The sequence below is a fragment of the Streptomyces asiaticus genome, assembly GCF_018138715.1.
GTDB classification, from domain to species: Bacteria; Actinomycetota; Actinomycetes; order Streptomycetales; family Streptomycetaceae; genus Streptomyces; species Streptomyces asiaticus.
Genome location: NZ_JAGSHX010000001.1, coordinates 1302032 through 1320035, shown reverse-complemented (window position 1 = coordinate 1320035; position 18004 = coordinate 1302032). Strand labels below are relative to the sequence as shown.

Annotated in this window: 13 protein-coding genes and 2 pseudogenes; 11 read left to right on the top strand and 4 right to left on the bottom strand. The window is 72.7% G+C overall.

Annotated features, from left to right (window positions below; genetic code table 11):
• Together KHP12_RS05620 and KHP12_RS53245 are read right to left on the bottom strand one after the other, a co-directional pair.
• Positions 1-281: helix-turn-helix domain-containing protein (locus KHP12_RS05620; protein WP_211831604.1), on the bottom strand; the 281-nt coding region annotated here is incomplete at its 3' end.
• Positions 248-670 carry a helix-turn-helix domain-containing protein gene (locus KHP12_RS53245; RefSeq protein WP_372455167.1) on the bottom strand — a complete coding sequence of 141 codons (423 nt, stop codon included), beginning with the start codon at positions 668-670 and terminating at the stop codon, positions 248-250. The genes KHP12_RS53245 and KHP12_RS05620, both read right to left, overlap by 34 nt.
• A gap of 21 nt (positions 671-691) precedes the next feature.
• Between KHP12_RS53245 and KHP12_RS05610 the strand changes: the two genes are divergently transcribed.
• Positions 692-1273: a hypothetical protein gene (locus KHP12_RS05610; RefSeq protein WP_211831600.1), complete on the top strand. Its 582-nt coding sequence runs from the start codon at positions 692-694 to the stop codon at positions 1271-1273.
• 558 nt (positions 1274-1831) lie between these two features.
• On the opposite strand, the gene KHP12_RS52800 is transcribed toward KHP12_RS05610, so the two are convergent.
• Positions 1832-3244, bottom strand: a complete 1413-nt coding sequence (locus tag KHP12_RS52800) for a helicase associated domain-containing protein (RefSeq protein ID WP_308289288.1) — start codon at positions 3242-3244, stop codon at positions 1832-1834.
• Positions 3245-3451: 207 nt separating this feature from the next.
• Positions 3452-4246, bottom strand: coding sequence for a DEAD/DEAH box helicase family protein (locus KHP12_RS52795; RefSeq protein WP_308289287.1), 795 nt, complete (start codon positions 4244-4246; stop codon positions 3452-3454).
• A gap of 182 nt (positions 4247-4428) precedes the next feature.
• On the opposite strand from KHP12_RS52795, the pseudogene tap reads away from it, so the two are divergent.
• From tap to KHP12_RS05555, 10 genes and pseudogenes are all read left to right on the top strand, one after another.
• Positions 4429-6666 (top strand): annotated as a pseudogene (tap, locus tag KHP12_RS05600) (telomere-associated protein Tap).
• A 14-nt stretch (positions 6667-6680) separates the two neighbouring features.
• Positions 6681-7239, top strand: a pseudogene (gene tpg, locus KHP12_RS05595) (telomere-protecting terminal protein Tpg).
• Positions 7240-7295: 56 nt separating this feature from the next.
• Positions 7296-8681, top strand: coding sequence for a DNA-binding protein (locus tag KHP12_RS05590; protein WP_308289286.1), 1386 nt, complete (start codon positions 7296-7298; stop codon positions 8679-8681).
• A gap of 196 nt (positions 8682-8877) precedes the next feature.
• The gene (locus KHP12_RS05585) at positions 8878-10104 is read left to right on the top strand and encodes a hypothetical protein (RefSeq protein ID WP_211831598.1); all 1227 of its coding nucleotides are present in this window, start codon (positions 8878-8880) and stop codon (positions 10102-10104) included.
• A gap of 157 nt (positions 10105-10261) precedes the next feature.
• A complete protein-coding gene (locus KHP12_RS05580; RefSeq protein ID WP_211831596.1) occupies positions 10262-10582 on the top strand; it encodes a hypothetical protein in 321 nt (106 codons plus the stop codon).
• Positions 10583-10822: 240 nt separating this feature from the next.
• Positions 10823-11644: a TnsA-like heteromeric transposase endonuclease subunit gene (locus KHP12_RS05575; RefSeq protein ID WP_308016582.1), complete on the top strand. Its 822-nt coding sequence runs from the start codon at positions 10823-10825 to the stop codon at positions 11642-11644.
• A complete protein-coding gene (locus KHP12_RS52790) occupies positions 11641-13623 on the top strand; it encodes a Mu transposase C-terminal domain-containing protein (RefSeq protein WP_211831593.1) in 1983 nt (660 codons plus the stop codon). Before KHP12_RS05575 ends, KHP12_RS52790 begins: the two co-directional genes overlap by 4 nt.
• Positions 13617-15710, top strand: coding sequence for a TnsB C-terminal domain-containing protein (locus tag KHP12_RS05565; RefSeq protein ID WP_211831592.1), 2094 nt, complete (start codon positions 13617-13619; stop codon positions 15708-15710). The genes KHP12_RS52790 and KHP12_RS05565 overlap by 7 nt, the downstream gene beginning before the upstream one ends.
• Positions 15707-16744 (top strand): TniB family NTP-binding protein, encoded by a 1038-nt coding sequence (locus KHP12_RS05560; protein WP_211831591.1) that lies wholly within the window; start codon positions 15707-15709, stop codon positions 16742-16744. The genes KHP12_RS05565 and KHP12_RS05560 overlap by 4 nt, the downstream gene beginning before the upstream one ends.
• 26 nt (positions 16745-16770) lie before the next feature.
• Positions 16771-17655 (top strand): TniQ family protein, encoded by an 885-nt coding sequence (locus tag KHP12_RS05555; protein ID WP_308016583.1) that lies wholly within the window; start codon positions 16771-16773, stop codon positions 17653-17655.
• Positions 17656-18004: the final 349 nt, after the last annotated feature.

Below are 18004 nucleotides of genomic sequence, written 5' to 3'. Positions count from 1 at the left end.
ACGTGCCGTCGATGCTCACGCCCTTCTCGACCACGGGCCTGATGAAGAACGGGGTGTTCACCCGCCAGCCCCAGCCGGGCCGCCGGGGTCGTCTTCCCAGCGCCGCGTGGACCGGTCATCTTGTCCGGCGCGTGCCCGCGGGTCTCCCACTCCCGGTAGGTATCCGGGTGCCAGCCGAGGTCAGCAGCCACCGTTGCCCGGCTCTTCCCGACCCGCACCCGCAGGTGGACGATCCGCTCACCGTCCTTCAGGAGGTCGCATAGGTCGAGCGGATCGGCCACCCCGACCGCACGGGCCAGGCGAGGCAAACCTCGGCTCGCGGGTGCCGCTGCCCGCTCAGGTAGAAGCTCACCGTCCTGTCGCTCGCGCTGGCCGCCCTGGCGATCTCAGCCACCGTCAGGCCACCCTCCTTCCGCGCGGCTCGCAGGCGCAGGCAGTTGAACCGTACGGAGCCTCGGACACGGTGAACCTCCAGCCGCCGCTCTGAACGAACCGCATGATGCCAGGAACCGGCGGTTCGTTCAGACCATCTGTGCGACCCTGAACAAACCCCGGAGTCAACGAAAACGGCGGTTCGTTCAGGGGTGGATGCTTGGGGGCCCGAAGCCGTTTCGGGACCGTCGCCTCGGCGGCCAAGTGGGTGGCGGCGAAGCTGGACGCGGGCCGCCATCGAGAAGGAGGGATCAGCCCAGTGAGCGGCAATCACGACGCTGCCATCGACGCCGTCAAGCGACAGCTCCCGTCGATGGAGCAGGCGTTCGCCGGGTGGCCGACGGCGATGCCGGCCGGGCCGTTCGACGTCTACGGCGATGTCGACCTGTACCAGACGGGCGGGTTCGAGGACCCCCGCCTGGTGCTCTACACCGGGGTCAGCCGCCTCCCGACGCTGACCGTGGGCTGGTGCCTGTTCGGCGCCTCGCGGAATGTCCAGCCCGGCAAGGAATCGCTGCCGAGCGGCGCCCGGGAGGCCCTGACCGACACCACCGCAGTGCGCGCCTTGCAACTCCTCGCGGTCGACCACCCGGAGACCGATGAAGCGGCGATCGAAGCACTCACGGTCCCCGGGGTTACCGGCTCCCTGGTCGCCCTGGCGTGCGCCGTCCACCAAGAGCACGAAGGCCGGGCCGTACCGCTCGGCTGCGAGGTCGGCACGGCCGTCTACGCGTGCCACCACGGGCCCGTGCACCTGGGCAGCATCGCCGCCGACGTGGTGCTGATCGGCAGCCTCATCTGGATCGCCAAGACCGAGACTGAGGCGGAGGTCGCCGAGTGACGACCGCCGGGGAGAGACACGGGGCCGCGGAGTCGGTGGAGGCAGTCGATACCAAGCGACCGTCGCTCTCGCGCGACAGATCAAGGCCGGGTGGCTTCGGCCGCCTCGAACAGCCTTCCCGAAGCCGTACTTACCTAACTTGCCTGACGTCGGTGCACTCGGTCTGACCTGCGCACAGTACCCTCTACCCCTGGATAAACGCGGTGGTGAGCGGACGCCGGTCGGCCAGTTCGGTGACGACGCTGCGGGTCTCGGACCTCGCCGGGACGGGCCCGGTATGCGCCCAGCAGGGCGCGGGCGGTCTGCTCGGGCCGCCTCCAGACCCACCAGGCCCGCGCCATGTCCGTGCCCAGCCGCGCCCTGCGCTCAGACTCAACGGTCGGGAACTGAGCGGGCCGCAGGTCCTTCCCGGCCTCCAACGCGGCGCCGGCGTCGCCGAGGGCCCAGTGCACGCCGACCGCCTACAGGTCCACGGTGGCCGGGTTGAGGGGGAACAGGCGGCCCGACGGCGGCGACGGGCGCAGCGTGGGGCCCAGGTGTGTGGTTCTGGAGCGGCATCTACGCCAGGGCGGCCGGGATGGCGTTTTCGGTTGTCCAGTCACCGTCGAAAAGGGCGGCGACCAGGCGTGCCTCGTCGTCGGGGAGCTGGCCGGCGCGGTGCTTGGTGCGGGCCTTGGCGAGCCAGGCGCCGATCCTGACCGTGTCGCCGTCAACGCGGATCGTCTCGCGGGCGGCAGGGGCGCGGCCTTCGCGGTGGAGAAAGAGTTCCAGGAGCTGGACGGTCTGTGTGAAGGTGCGGCGGGTGCGGCGGGCGGGGGTGAGCGGGTTGCTGTCGGGGGTCAGACCGAGGGAGGTCATCAGGTGCTGCTGGCCGGGGTGGAGGGTGTGCCAGGTGGTGAGCTGGCGGTGCAGCCAGGAGCCGATCTTCACGCTGCCGAGCTGGGTGTCGGGGGTGAGCGTGGCTGGGTCGGCGCCGTCGGCGAGATGGGTGCGCAGCAGGTGGTATTTGCGGTGCCAGTCCGCGCCGTGGGGCAGGCGCCAGTCGGGGGCGAGGGCGGTCAGGGCGTCGTCGCGGGCGGGGTCGAGCTGGTTCTTGGCGGCGAGGTGGCGTTGTTCGGCGAGCCAGGCGCCGACGGGGGTGGTGGCGGGGGCGGCGAGGTGGCCGTGGGTGCGGTGGTAGTCGGATGCGGCGGCGAGGCGGGAGCGCCAGGCGGCGTCGTGCTTGTCCCAGATCATGCCGAGCGCGTCGAGTTCGGCGATCCAGGCGGCTTCCAGGCGGCCGGCCCTCCGGGCGTCGCGCATGGTGGTGATGAAGGTGCCCAGGGTGTAGCCGGTGGGGTCCACGTGGTCGGCGGGGACGTCGAGGTGACCATATTCGTCGTGGTAGGCCTGGGCGGCGGCTAGTCCGAGGCGGCGGGAGCGGGAGACGGCCGGGTCGCGGGGGTCGAAGGAGGCCAGGTCCATCGCTTGGGCGATGCGCTCGGGGTGGACGGTGAAGTCGAAGTGCCAGCGGCGTTCGATGACGTCGCTGGTCTCGCGTGGGAGGCGGTTGGCCTTGTCGGGGAGGCGTTCGAGGATGCGGTGGTCGTGGCTGGCCAGTGCGCAGGCGATCGCCCAGACGGGTTCGTAGGCGGTGCCGAGGATGTTCTTGGCGTCGGCGCCGGGCGGGACGTAGACGGGGACGATGAGGCTGGCGGTCTTGCCGGAGACGTCCAGGCGCAGGGCGCGGCCGAGGGCCTGGACGCAGCGGATGACGCTGCGGGTGGGGTCGGCGAAGACGATGGCGTCCACGCTGGGGATGTCGACGCCTTCGGCGATGAGGCGGGAGTTGGCGAGGATCGCGCAGTCGGCGGCGGCGAAGGCGGCGAAGGTGTCGGCGCGCTGGGCGGGGGTGTGCTCGCCGTGGGCGAAGAACAGCTCGGGGGTGATGTCCGGGCACAGGCCGGGGTCGGTCCGGGCCAGTTGGCGCAAGGTGTGGGGGGCGGAAGCGGCGGGCGTCGGAGACGAGGTTGAAGTAGACCAGCACCTTCTTCAGACGGTGTTCGGTCATGGCGCGCAGGACTGCGAGGTGCAGGGCGGTGGTGCGCAGCGCGGTGTCCTGATCCTCGCCGGGCCGGGTTGTGCCGGGGGCGGGCAGGTTCAGGCGGCGGCGCAGGTCGGCGTCGGTGAGGGTGGGGATCACGATGCGGTAGTCCGCAGCCCGGCCGTCAGCGACTGCCTGCGCGAGCGGGTACTCGAAGACCTTCTTGCCGTACACGGCCTCGTTGTCCATGGAGTTGGCGAACGCGTCCGCCTCCGCGCCGCCGCGGTGGCGGCGGCGCGGGCGGGTGGTGTCGGCGGACTCGGCCAGCTCCGGCGCAGCGAAAATCCTCGGAGTGGGGTCATGTAGAGGCGGCGGTCCGCGTGGATGCGCTTCGCGTCGTTGACGATGGCCCACTTCTTGTCCGCGCGGCCTGCGATCCGGTGCGCCTCGTCCATGACCGCGAGGTCGAACGGCGGGACCGCGTACTTCGTGTTCTGGGTTTGTTCGATCTTGTTCAGGGAGTCGTAGGTGCAGATCACCGTCAGCGCCGGAATCTGGTCCTCGCCCTCCCCCACCGCCGACATCAGCCCGCCCAGTGCGTGCGGGTCAGTGGTCGACGTGACGCGCGCCCCGACCAGGTCGTCCCGGCCTCTGGCGTCCAGGGAGGAGACGATCACCATGTGCTCGCCGTGGCCGTCCCGGCGCCAGGCCAGTGCCGTCTGTGCCGCCAGGTCCAGAGAGGGCACCACGAACAGCACCAGCCGCGCGCCGAGTGCGTCCGCCACCCGGATCGAGACCAGTGTCTTGCCGGTCCCCGTCGCCGACACGAACAGTCCCCGCGTCCCGGCGCGGCGCAGGTGCCGTACCAGCCGCTTGACGGCCTTGACCTGATCGGGGAAGAGCCGCGCCTTCTCGGGACGGCCGGGCCGCGGCAGTTCGACCACAGTCATGAAGCTCTTCCTCGATCGGTCCAAAGCGAGCGGCGGCCGGGCCGGAAGGGCGGCAAGGCCGCTGAAGAGAACACCTTCAATCCGGCACCCTACCACCAACGTACGCGAATCGTACGCGCAATGTACGGATTTCGTACGGGCTATGTACGATTCATGGGGTAGGGTGGGGGTGGAGGTGTTCCATGTCCGAGCTGTTCGATGCGGTCGACGCGCTGGTCGCGTCCCGGTCCCCGCTGCCGCCGCCGGCCGAGCGCAAGCGCCTGCGCCAGACGCACGCGCTCACCCTGGACGAGGTGGCCGCCGCCCTTAACGTGCGGCGGGCGACGGTCAGCGGCTGGGAGTCGGGCAAGACCGAGCCGCGGCCGCCGCAGCGGGAGCCGTACGCGCGCCTGCTGCGGCAGCTCGCACAGCTCTACCCCGCCGCCGAGAGCACCGCCGCCCCGCAGAAGGACGCCCCGACACCGAAGACGTCCAGCGGCCCGGCGTCCACGGCGCGAACCAGGCCCGCGGCCGGGGCTGTTGAGGCCGCGGCCGCCCCCACGCCCGGCACCGCCCCATCCGCTGTGCCCGCCGCCGCTCACGCACCAGCCGCCGCGCCGCGTCCAGCGCGGGCCGCCCGGCCGCCGCAAGGATCACCCCGCCCGGGCGCGCCGAAGACCGCTGCGGCCCGCACGCCCGCGCCCGGCAGCCCGTACGCGCACGGTCCGCTGCTCGTCCTCGACGCCGACGCCGACCGGCAGGTGACCGGCTACGGCATCGGCGGCCTGATCTGGACGTGCCCGCCAAGTCACTCCCCGCGCTGGTGGAGTGACGCTGGCGGAGGCACGGCTGGGGGCGGAGAAGCTGCACGGCTCGGGAAAGGACGCCGACCCGCTGCTGGTGCTCACCAAGGCGGCGTGCGAGCGCTACAGCCTGCCCGCCGCGCTGTCGGAGTCCGAGCGGCTCGCCGGGCGGCTCCCGGAGGGGCACAAGGTCCTCAAGCAGCTCCAGCGCGCCGACTGGCAGCTGACCAAGCGGGGGCTGGGGCCGTGGGCGCGGATCTACCGCCCTGCCCAGGACGGCCGTCGGCAGTGCGTGCAGCTGTGCATCCCTTCCTGGCACGCCCTCGACGACCGCGCCTGGGGCCACGCAGCTCAGCTCGAGCCCGCGGAGCTGGCCGGGTGCTGGGCGTGTACGCGATGCGGGTGATGACGCCGGTCGGTTCCACGGCCGTGACAGGGCTGGAGCTGATGACCGCGCTCAACCCGCCGACCCGCGCGAGCGAGCCGGACGAGGAGGGCAGGCGGCATTCCGAGCACCGGTCCGGCTCGCTGGCACGCAGCCGATGGACCCGGCGCCGTGCGAGGCGACCGACGGACACCCCGTCCTGGCGACCTGCCCCGGTTCCACGTGCGCGGCCCCGGCGAGAGGCTGTTCGAGGAGGCCTACGACTGGGCGCGGGATCTGACCGACGCCGAGTGCATTGCAGCGCTACCTGGTCGGCATCGACGTGAACCTGGCGTTCGGTGCTGCCGCCAACGGCGCGGTCGTCGGCCTGGCATCGCCCCCCGCGCACACCGCCAGCCCGGTCTTCGACCCAGCGGTGCCCGGTTCCTGGCTGGTCGACCTCTCCCACGTCGACCTGTCCCGGGTGAAGGTCGGCAAGCAGTGGCACCAGCTCGACGGCGATCTGCTGCCCAGCCCCTTCACGCCGACCGGCGAACGCCCGGAGGGTCCGGCCTGGTACGCCACCCCCACCGTGGCGTACGCCGTCGAGCTCGGTTACGACGTCGCCCCGCTTGAGGCATGGGTGCGCCCGGAGTGCGGCCGGTTCCTGGACGGCTGGTACAAGCGGCTGCGCAACGCCTACGTGGACACCATGGCGGACCTCGCCGTGGGCGAGAAGCTCGCCCCGCACCAGTTCCTGGAAGCGATGGACGGCTACAGGCAGCGGGATGCGGAGCTGGCCATCGTGGTGGACGCCATCAAGATGACCGTCAAGGGCAGCATCGGCAAGCTGCAGGAGAAGGCCCGCGCGGCGGCTGGAAGCCAGGGCAGCCCTGGCCCGCCCTCGCCCGCCCCACCTGGCGCCCGGACATCCGCGCGACCGTCATCTCCCGGGCCCGGATCAACATGCACCGCAAGATGCTCAACCTGGCGGCGGCCACCGGCCGCTACCCGGTCGCGGTCCTGTCGGACTGCGCCGTGTACGCCGCCAACGGGCCCAGCCCGCTGGACGTCCTGCCCTACGGAGCCGACGGCAAGACCGTGCCGGGCTCGTTCCGGCTGGGGGTCTCGCCGGGATGGTCAAGCACGAGGGCACCCAGAGCGTCCTGTGGGGCGCGGACGTGCTCGAGCAGCTCGGCACCGACGGCAAGACCGCCAACCTCGCCCGCTACATCAAGACCGGCGAGGTCACCGCCAAGGACACCGGGGAATAAGAGGACACGGGTCGATGGTCACGGTCGCAGAAGAACTCGACAAGGCGGTGCAGGGCGCGTTCACGCGTCCCGTTCCCAAGTCCGCCGGGGCGCGGATGCGGTACCTGGTCAAGCAGCACCAGCGCAGCACCCGGCGCGTCGCCGAACTGCTCGGTATCAGTCAGCGCACCGTCGAGCGGTACGTGAAGAACCAGATCAAAACCCCCCGGCCGGAAGCTCGCCGACCGCCTCGAACGCGAGGTCCGCGCCCGCTGGCAGCCGCAGATCAGGGCCAGGGCGAAGCAGGCCGCGGCCACCACGAACGGCATCATGATCGATGTCCAGGCCCGGTTCGGCTACACCGCCGCCCCCGGCAGCACCGACCAGGCCCGCGTGCGCCACCTCACCCTCGCCCTGCCGCCCCGCCACGCCGCCCGCCTCCTCGAAGCACAGGAAGCCGGTCTCGACGAGGATGACCTCCGTCAGGTCGCGGCCGAGGCACTGGGCGAGGTCTACTTCCGCGACAACGGCCGCCGCGCCCACGGCCTCGAAGTCGAACTCAAAGACCTCGTCGCCCTCGAGTTCGAGCTGTAACCCGGTCAGAGGCGCCGGGAGTAGCAGGAGACCAGGAACAGATGCCGGGGAGAGCTGTGGCAGCAGGGGTGTTACGGACAGCGCCACTGGCCGGGGAGCTGACCTCGTCACTGATCAACCGGGCCGCAGCCCGCTACGGTCTGCCTGCCGCCGGTGTGCTGCGGCTGTGGACCTGCCGCAACTCCCCCGCCCGGATGGACGGCGGCGGCATGCGGGCCGACGCGGAGGTCGTCCTCAACGAGGCCGGGCGGGCTGTGCTCGCCGAGCTGTGCGGGGTGGAACCGGCGGTGCTGGCGCGGGCTCTGCCCGCCTTCACCGTGGACGACCCCAAGATCAGCAAGGGCGGGAGGCCGGCCTGGCGCAGGGGCGCTGGCAGGCGGCGAGCGCGGTGGCGGGAGAAGCGGCGTTCGCCTGCCGGTCGTGCACCGCGCGGCGCACCGGGCAGGCGCTGCGGGCGGTGCGGTATGTGCCGCGCCGGCAGCGGGTGTGCGGGCGGCACGGGCGGTGGCTGCTGGACGCGGACGCCGACCAGCCGCTGGAACACCTCGACCTGCGCGGTGTCCCGAGGTGGTGGCCGCACAGCGGCGGTGGACGGGCGTGGCGCGGCGTGCGGTGCGGGCCGCGGCGGACCCCGGGGAGGTCTTCGCCTAGCGCACGCGGTCGTGGCCCGGTGGTGGGAGGAAGCCCTGCACTGGCATCAGGAGGAGATCTGGCCGCAGCGCCTGCACCGGGTAGCGGGCGGCAACGCGGGAACGGATCTTAAGCGGTGGCGGATCGTGGGCCGGGACGCGGTCGTCTTCCCGGAGGTGGTGGCCGTGGCCGACGCTCTGCTGGATCCGGCCATGGCCGAGCTGGTGTGGAGGGACAGCGGTGCCGGGCGGCCGCGGCCGCTGTCCGCTGACGGGGCGTTCTGCCGCCGGCTGGGCGAGCGGGTGGGACGCAACTGGCTGGGGCCGCTGTCGGCAGTGGACTACGGCGGGCCTCTACTCGCCTGGATGGGCGCTGTCATCCGCCGGCGGCGCGGTGAAGGCGGGCCGCCCGGGTGGAGGGACGATCCGTGGCGGCTGCGGCGCGAACAGCAGCCCGCCACCATGGCCGGAGGCTTGCGCGTCATGACCGCCGAGGCGCATTCGGGTGGCTCGGCGACCCGGTGGCGGGCCGCCGTGTCCGCCGAACACCGTCTCCACATCACCCAGTTGGTCAAGGAGGCCGGCGAGCAGCTGGTGGAGCTGCGCGGCGTGCACAGCGGCACCACCGCCGAAGTGGCCCGCACCCTGCTGGAGCACCTCAGTGAAAGTGCCGCCCTGATCGAGAAGGCCCTTGTGCACACCGCCACCGCGGCCGTCACCGCCGGGGTGGCGCTGGAGGAGGTCGCCGGATGGGCCCGCCTGTCCGCCCACGAGCTGGCGGAGATCGTGGCCGTGGGCAAGGACCACGGCTGACGTGCTCGGCGGCAGGTGTGGCGGGCTCTGCCCACTGCACGGCGCAGCCCGGCCCGCAGGGGCTCGGGCTGTTTTTCGCCTCCCGGGCCCGGATGCGCGTACGGCGCCGTTTCGGGAAGACCGGCGGCGCCTGGCCACTACGCTGTTGCGGAGCCTCGGCAGGCGGCGGGGCGAGGACAGGCACCGAGGGAGCACGTTGAGCAGTCGACCGGGCCCGGCGTCAGCGGGGGCGGACCTTGCCCGGCTGGCGCTCACCTTCCACCACACTCACCAGCTGCTGGACCCTGCCGCGCAGGGGGTGCAGACCTGGGAGGTGCGCATCACCGTGGCCGACACGCAGGTGGGCAGCCTCACGGCCGTACGCGGCCTGTACTGGAAGTCCGACAACCTGCGCGAGCGGATGGCCGACGAACAGTCCTTCCCGGCTCTGGTGGCCACCCAGCTCCTGGACGAGGAGGGCCGGTTCACCTACGAGTTCGAGGAGTTCATCGAGTCGGCCTCCAGCGTCCTCGTCGTCGACGGGCTGCAGCTGGAGGAGGCCTTCGCTGACCCGCTGATCGTCGCCGGGGTGGTGGCCGCCGTCATCGACCGGCTGACGGACAACTACTTCGCCGTGGTCCTGCCCGCCCAGAACGCCTGCCTGGGTGCGGGTTCCGCCCTGCTTGCCGAGGCCGGCGCGCTGCTGAGCGCCCAGGAGTTCTCCGACGAACTTCAGATCATCGACAACGCCCCGGCTGCTCCCGAAGAGGCCGCGCAGCGCGTGCGCAGCCGTCTGCTTTCCCTCGCCCGCCACGGCCAGCCGACGGCGTGGGACGAAGAAGACAGCGAGGGTGACGGCTGGGACGAGGACGGCGAGGAGGACGAGGAACTCACCGCGCGGACGGCTGCGGTGCTGCGGGTGGCGCTCGAGGAGCTGTCTGAGCAGATCTGGCTGGACATCGCCGCCGTGGGCGATGCGCCTCTTGGGCGCGGCGAGGGCCGTGTCCTTGGCTCGCTGCCGCCGATCACCTTTCACCAGGACCAGCAGTGGCGGCGGCAGATGGCCCGCTGTTTCGACGACCTGGCCGCCGACCTCGCCAAGAATGGCACCGTCCGCCCGGGCTGCACCGGCGAGGAGATGGCCCTGCACCTGGGCATCGACCGGGCCAGAGCGCTGACGCGGAACCGGCCGCGCCTGGTGGCGGAAGCAGTGGAGGGTCTGGGTGAGGACCGCCGCGACTTCGACTGGGACTGGTGCTCGACCGTCCTGTTCGAGGACCACGACGTACTGATGCTCTTCGACGCCTCCCTGGACGGGATCGAGGACAGCGGCAACGAGATCAACCAGGCCCTCGGACTCGCCAACCTGGCCGCCGCGGACTGGTTCGATCCCTTCCGCCCGGGCCAGGCCCGCGACCCCGACCGCGGCTTCCGCCATCCCTGACCCCGGCCGCCGCCGCCAGGCCCCGGGCCGCAGAGGGCCGGCAGGAAGGCCGCAGGCTGAGCCCTTCTCGCAAGTCCGGCTCTCCGGCTCGAGCCGGAGGGGGTTCAAGACGGCTACGCTCGGCTGCTGATGTGGCCGGGCGGGGGAGGTGGGGGCAGTGGCCAAACGCGATGTGTGGGTACGCGTCGGGGACGACCTGGTGCGCGGCGACACCATCGTGGGCGTCGCCGTGAGCGATCCGCCCTACGACTGGGAGACGTTCAAGATCATGCTGAAGGTCACGGGACACCGCGACCATCTGTGGCTCGACTCCGGTGTCTGCGACGACGGCCAGGGTGCTGGGCGCGAGCAGGTCAACGCGCTCGCGGATGCCTTCGTCGACACGCTCGCGCGCGGTGCGGCGATGCCGTCCGGCGCCTTGATCAGGTTCGGTTCCGGCGAGGACGACTCGGGATGGGTACTGTCGTCTCTGGGGTAGCGGCGGAACCGGTCCGGGCGCCCGCCCACTCCTGCGGCCCGGGTGGACCCGCGCCACGGTCCGCCCGCCGCGACACGGCGGGCGATTGGGTGGGAAAGTGCAGAGATCTGCACTGACACCGGGACGCCCCAGGCGGCATCCTGTCCCCCGCGCAAAGCAACCGGCCTGTGTGGAATGGCAGTTGCGGTTACCGGTCGGTTCGCCTGCGCGCCATGGCCGGTATGGCGTTGTGTGGAGTGCGTGATCATCGACAGCAGCCAGGACGGCTTATCTGCCGTCGCGGGCAGGGCGTGCCGAGTGCCGGAATCAGGGGCGGTGGAGGCGGAGTTCGCCGGGGCGGACGGCACACTCGTACAACGCCGCTGGGTCGAAGCCGCCGTGGCCGTCCGGTTCGAGCAGCTCCAGCCGGTGACGGCCTTCCCAGTGGTGCCCGGGCGCAGGTGGGGGCCGGGCTGGTGGTGGTCGGCCACCACGGCCGGGCATGTGATGCACGGCTCGCAGGCGATGTGCACGCAGCTGATGGTCCTGGACCGCGATCCGCAGGTGGTGGGGCTGTCGGCGCGGCCGGTGCGGCTGATCTGGCGTGATCCGGACAGCGGGCGGGTTTTGACGTGGGTGCCCCAGCTGTTCGCCCGTTACGCCGACGGGCGCGCCCTGCTCGCCGACTGTCCCGCCACGTCCGAGCCCGCCGGGGAGCGTGCCGCGCGGGCGGCCGCGGTGCTTGCTGCGGCGTGTGAGGCGGTGGGGTTCACCTACCGGCGCCTGGTGCCGCCGGAGAAGGTGGTGGCGGCGAATGTGCGGTGGCTGGCCGGCTACCGCCACCCCCGCCACCGTGACGCAGGCGGTCTGGAGCAGGCGGTGCTCGAGGCGTTCGCCGCCCCGCGGCCGCTGATGGCCGGGGCCGCGGCGGCGGGCGAGGTCCTCACGGCGCTGCCGGTGGTCTACCACGCGCTGTGGAGTGGGCGGCTGACCGCAGACCTGATGCGGCCGTTGGGCGAGCACACCCGTGTCTCCCCCGCCCCGGCCGCAGGCGACAAGCGGCAGGAGCAGCACGCGAGGTGAGCAGGAACGGTGCAACCGCCCCCGGTGGGCGGCATCTTGAGGTGGGCGCACAGGTCACGTTCGAAGACCGCACCTGGCAGGTGGCCGCCCTGGTCGGCGGCCGGGTGCACCTGGTTGCCGACGACGGGGCCACCGCCTGCGTCGTGGCTGCCTATCTGGTGGCCGCGCCTGGCTTCTCGGTGATCGGCATGGCCGCCGTGGCGCCTCCTGCCCCGGCCCTGTGGGAAGCGGTGCCGCTGGCCGCTCAGGAGCGTGCCCTGGCCTGGCAGCGGCACATCCGCGAGGTCGAAACCGGACTGCCTGACGCCCCGGAAAAGTGCGGTGTGCCCCGGCCGGAGTACGACCCGCAGCGCTTCACGCTTGCCGAGCGGGAAGGGGCCAAGGCGCGTGAGCTCACGGCGCTGGGCTGGGCCCGGGTCAGCCGGACCACGGTGCAGCGGATGCGGCTGGTCTACCGGCGGCAGGGGCTGTGGGGGCTGGTCGACAAGCGCCACCTGCGCGCCCCGTCCACTACCGGGCGTACTGACGAGCGGGTGGTGGCCGCTGTGCTGGAGGCCCTGCGCCGACGCCGCGGCCGCAGGAAGACCACCACCCGGCAGGTCATCGAGTTGGCTGAGCAGATCGTGGCGGACACCTACGGGCCGCACCGGGTGAAGCTGCCCGCCCGCTCGTCGCTGTACCGGCTGGTGAAAGCGCTGGCGGATCCGGCCGAGCCGCCGGGCAGTGCGGCGCGCACCGCCACCGGCCCGGCCCGTTGCGGTGGCCCGCCTGCTGTGTTGCGGCCCGCCGAGCGGGTCCACATCGCCACCGCCCGCCTGGGTCTTGAGGCGGTGGGCGAGGACGGGGGTGTGGTGGAGGTGGCGGTGACGGCCGCGCTGGACGGGGCGAGCGGCTGTGTGCTGGCCGCCGTGCTACACCCGTTACAGGCCCAGCCGGTTCAGTTGTCGGTGCTGCTGGCCGAGATGGCCGTGCCCAGGCCGCTGCGCCCGGGCTGGCCGGCCCTGCTGGAGCAGGCCTATGCGGGCGGGCCGCCCGGGCGGCTGATGTCCCTGCCCGCACGGATCGAAGCCGCCGCGGCGCATCCGGCGGCCGTGCCCGAGACGCTCGTCGTCGACCGGTCCCCGGCCGCCGTCACCTCCGCTGTGCTGGCCGTGTGCGAGAGCCTGGGCGTCAGCCTGGAGACGGTGCCGCCCCGGGCGGCGGACGCCCGGGGCGGCGCGGCGCGCACGCTGGGGGTTCTCGCCGGACTGTTCGCACGGCACGCCGCCGCGGCCCGGCCGCCTGCCGCCGTAACAGAAGAGAACGAAGACACCGAAGAGGACGGGGCGTACTGGAGCCTCCTGCAGCTGCAGGACCTGCTGGACGAATGGATCACCGCCTGCTGGCACCACCGCCCCCAGGAGCAGCTGCGCCATCCGCTGCTGCCCCGGGCGTCACTGGCCCCGCAGGAGATGTGGGAGGTGCTGCTGGGCGCGGCCGGGAACGTGCCGCTGCCGCTGGGCGGACAGCACTACGGCGAACTGCTCCCGGCACGCCGGTGCGCGCTCACCGAATCGGGCATCCGGCTGGGCGGGCGCCGCTACGACGATGCGTGCCTGGACGAACACCGCGGCCGCGGCCAGCGGTGGGAGGTCCACCACCACCCCTACGATCTGCGGCAGGTCTTCATCCGGCTGCCCGACGGCCTGCTCCATGCGGTCCCGTGGACGCAGGGCGAGCACACCCTGCGCCCGTTCGACGAGACGGTCCGGCGCCGAACCGGCAGCGTCCTCGCGCGCCGCGGCGCGGGCGCGCAGCCGGGCAGCGAGAGGGCCAGCTGTTTCGGTGAGGCAGGGCGCGTTGGAGACTTCATGGCTGTGCACGGGATCGTCGGTGACGTGGTGCACGATGCCGGGGGGGACGACGCCCGTGGCCAAGTGACCCCAAAGTCCAGCGGGTTCGGGGTGTATGACGCCGGGGCGGAGGCCGAGCAGTGGTGAGCACACCCGGCCGTACGGCACGGGCCGTGGCCGCCCCCGCAGTCCGGCAGGTGAAGCTGGGTGCGTATGTGACGTTCGAGGGCCGCGCCTGGCAGGTGACCGCCGTGGCCGGGGCGTCGGTGCGGCTGGTCGACGAGCACGGGCAGACCGCCTCGGTGCTCGCCTCGTTCCTGTTCGCCGACCCCACGTTCGCGGTAGTCGACTCCCCTACCGCCGGGGTACCGCCGTGGGGGCTGCTGGAGGCGGTGCCCGACCGTGAGCGGGAGCGGGCTCTGGCCTGGCAGCGGCACATCCGCGAGATCGAGACCGGGCTGCCCGGCGGCCCGGGCAGCGGCGGGATACCCCGGCCCGAATACGACCCTGAACGGCGGTCGATGGCCGAGCGGGAGCAGGCCAAGGCCGACGAACTCGCGGCGTTGGGCTGGCCGCGGGTCAGCCGCGCCACCGTGCGCCGCATGCGCGCCCGCTACCACGCGGGCGGCCTCATGGGACTGGTCCCCCGCCGCAAACCGACCCGCGCGACGGGCCGGGCCGATGAGCGGGTGGTGGCCGCCGTGCTGGAGGCGCTGCGCCGCCAGCGCGGCCGCTCCAGGGGCACGCTGAAGGGGCTTAGGGAGCTGACCGGACAGATCCTGGCCGACACCCACGGGCCGGGCGCGGTGGCGCTGCCGACGCCGTCGACGTTCAACCGGCTGGCGCGGGTACTGGCCGACCCGCTGGAGCATCCCGGCCGCCCGGCCCGCACCGCCACCACTACGCCGACGCGGCCCCTCAGGCCGACGGTGGCGCTGCGGCCGGGCGAGCTGGTCCAGGTCGACACCACCCGCCTGGACGTGATGGCTGTCGGCGAGGACGGCCGCCCGGTACGCCCGGAGCTGACCATCGCCCTGGATGTGGCCACGCGGTCGGTGGTGGCGGCCGTGCTGCGCGAGGAGAGCACGAGGGCCGTGGACGCGGCCCTGCTGCTCGCCGAGATGGCCGTGCCCCACCCCGCAAGGCCCGGCTGGCCCGGCCAGCTGCGCCTGGCCCACGCCGCCGTCCCCTACACCCGGCTGCTGGCCCTGGACTCGCGGCTTGAGCAGGCGGCGGCACGCCCTGTGGTGGTGCCCGAGACGATCGTCATCGACCGCGGCAGGGTCTTCGTCTCCGCCGCGTTCCTGGCCGCCTGCGAAACCCTCGGGGTGAGCGTGCAGCCCGCCCCGCCGCGTTCCCCGGCCGCCAAGGGCGCCGTCGAGCGGACGTTCGGAAGTATCAACACGCTGTTCGCACAGCACGTCGCCGGCTACACCGGCTCCCACGTCCTGCAGCGCGGCGGGTCGGTGGAGGACGAAGCACGCTTCACCGTGGCCCAGTTGCAGGAGCTGCTGGACGAGTGGGTCACCGCGTGCTGGCAGCACCGCCCCCACGACGGGCTGCGCCACCCGGTCCTGCCGAAGAAGGCGCTGGCCCCGAACGAGATGTGGGGCGCGCTGCTGGGCGCGTCCGGGTACGTGCCGCTGCCGCTGACCGGCGCCGACTACCTGGAACTGCTGCCCGTGCGCTTCCACCCCGTCACCGGCCGCGGCATCCGCATCAACTACCGCACCTACGACCACGCCTGCCTGAATGAGCACCGCGGCCGCCCCTCCCCCACCGGGCCCGGCGGCAGGTGGGAGGTCCACCTCAACCCGCACGATGTGCGGCAGATCTACATCCGTCTGCCCGACGGCTGCCTGCACGAGGTCCCGTGGATCCACCGCGACCACGTCCACGCCCCGATGGGCGAGACCGCCTGGCGCCACATCCGCGCAGCCGTCAACCGGCGCGCAGGCCGCGAGCGGCACGAAGCCGACCTGGCCGAAGCCGCCGACCAGGTCCTGCGCCATGCTCGCCCCCAGCCCGCTCCCGCCGCTCCCGTCGCAGCAGCAGCGGCGGGAGCGACGGGACCGCAGACGGCGGATGACCACGCGCAGGCCCAGGACAGTCTCGACGCCATCGAAGCGCACGCCCCTGACGCTGACGGCAGGCCCGCCGACAGCGATGAACTCTCCTTGCCGACAGGCCGATTCGCGCTGTACGACGCCTTCAAGGAGGCCGAACACTGGTGACCAGCCCCGACACCACCACACCCGCCGCCGAACAGACATCCCCGGCAACGGTCACCACCTTCGACGCCTTCGCCCACTTCGCCCACGCCGCCCCGCCCGCACCCCCGCAGCCGGGCCAGCCACCATGCTCGCTGGAGGAACGCCTGGCCTACCACTCCCAGTTCGTCACCGTGCGCACCCCCGCCATCGAGAACCTCTCGCGCAGCGTGCGCACCCTGATGATCCTCGGCCGCCACCAGCACGTCACCGCCCGCCCGTCCCTGATCGTCACCGGCCCGGCCACCACCGGCAAAACCACCGCCCTGCTCGAGGTCGGCCGGACCTGCCACCTGGCCCACACCCGCCGCGCCCACCCCCGCGACCACAGCGTGCCCGTCGCCTACGTACTGGTTCCGCCGGGCGCCACGGCCAAGACCCTGGCCGGCGAGTTCGCCCGCTACCTCGGCATCCCCGTCACCACCCGCATGACCACCGCGCAGATCACGACCGCCGTCTGCCACACCTACACCGCGGCCGGGGTAAAGCTGGTGCTGATCGACGAGATCCACCGGCTCAACCCCCGCACGTCCACCGGCGCGGAGGCGGCCGACTGGCTCAAGGACCTCACCGAACGCGTCGCCGCGACGTTCGTGTACGCGGGCATCGACGTCACCGCCAGCACGGTGTTCACCGGGGTGCGCGGGGCGCAGCTGGCCGGGCGGGCCTCTCTGATCGACTGCGGGGCGCTGCCCGCCCGCGCCGGCGGCCGTGAGCCCTTCCGCGAGCTGATCGCCGCTCTGGAACAGGCCCTCGACCTGCACGCACACCGGGCGGGCAGCCTGCCGAAACTGGCGCCGTACCTGCACGAGCGGACCGCCGGACGGATCGGCAGCCTGTCCCGCCTGCTCCGCCAGGCCGCGATCGAGGCCATCCTGGACGGCAGCGAGCGCATCACCAAACCGCTGCTGGACACCATCGCGCTGGACCACCTGGCCGAGGAGCACTACCGGCCCCGCGCCCCAGCGAGCCGCCGTACCCGGCCCAGCAGCCGGTGACCGCCCACGCCCCGAGCAGCCCTGCGGTGCGAGCCCGCACGATGTGGCCGTCCCCGCCCGGCGCGCTGCGCGTACAGCCGCTGCCCCGCGAGTCAACAGCCTCATACCTCACCCGCCTCGCAGCCACCTATCAGCTGACCGTCGACCAGCTCCTCGACGGCCTGCACATCGCCGCCACCGGCACCTTTGCGGCCCCGCCCGCCACCGACATCCACCTCAGCGCCGAAGCCACCCGCCGCCTGTCCGCCTTCACCCGTATCCCGCCCGCACACCTCAACCGCGCACTGCCCCGCCAGCCCCCGCCCGCCAGTATCGGCATGGCCCACGCCGCCCTCGCCCGCTGGCAGCCCCTCCAGCCCGCGGTCCAGCCGCTGGCGGCGTGCACCGCCTGCACCGCGCACCGCAGCCCGCACAAGGCCGTCCCCGCGTGGATCCACCCGGCGCCCGACCTGCCCCGGGCCATCATCTGCACCCGCCACCAGCAGGCCTCCAGCGATCCCCGGCACCCCGCCCCCCTCAACATCCACCCCCTCCCCGAGCTCACCCGAACCCGCCCAGGCGCCCGCCACCGTGCGACCACGGCCTCCCTGAGCTGGGCATCGACGATCACGACGCGCTGGTACGACCACCATCAGCACCTGCACGCGCGTTGGCACACACGCCTGAACCGCCTCACCGATGCCAACCCCCACATCCCCCAAGGCCCGGCCTCCCCAGCTCTGACCTGCCGGAACCTGATCACCTACCCCGAAACCCTCACCCTCGCCGCGGCCCTTGACCGCCTACCCCCGCACCCCCTGACACGCGCGCAGCAGACCGCCTTCCTCCACCACCTCGCGGGCCGCCTCCAACTGCCCCGCTTCGCACCCGCCGACCACGACCTGCTCTGGCAACGCCTGCACGCCCGCTGAATCGCACGCTCCGTCGCCGCCCCGGCCCCAGCACAACGGCCAACGACTCCCGTACCTATAGGCGCGCCAACCACACTGCGCAAAGATCGGCACCACACTCAGCTGACTGCGCAACACAAACAGCCAGCTCAGCCCACGCACCACCGGTCGCCCACGCCCCGACGCCGCACAGTGCTCCCCGCCGGAACAGAAATACCGCCCAGTACAACTGAGCAACAGCAGGTCACAACAAAGATCAATAAGCAGGCTCAACAGCTACGCCACAACGGCACCAGGCCAACCTCCACCGCGAACTCTTCGACACCCCCTGGCCACACGAAGAGGCCCTCGCCCGCATCGACCCGTACTG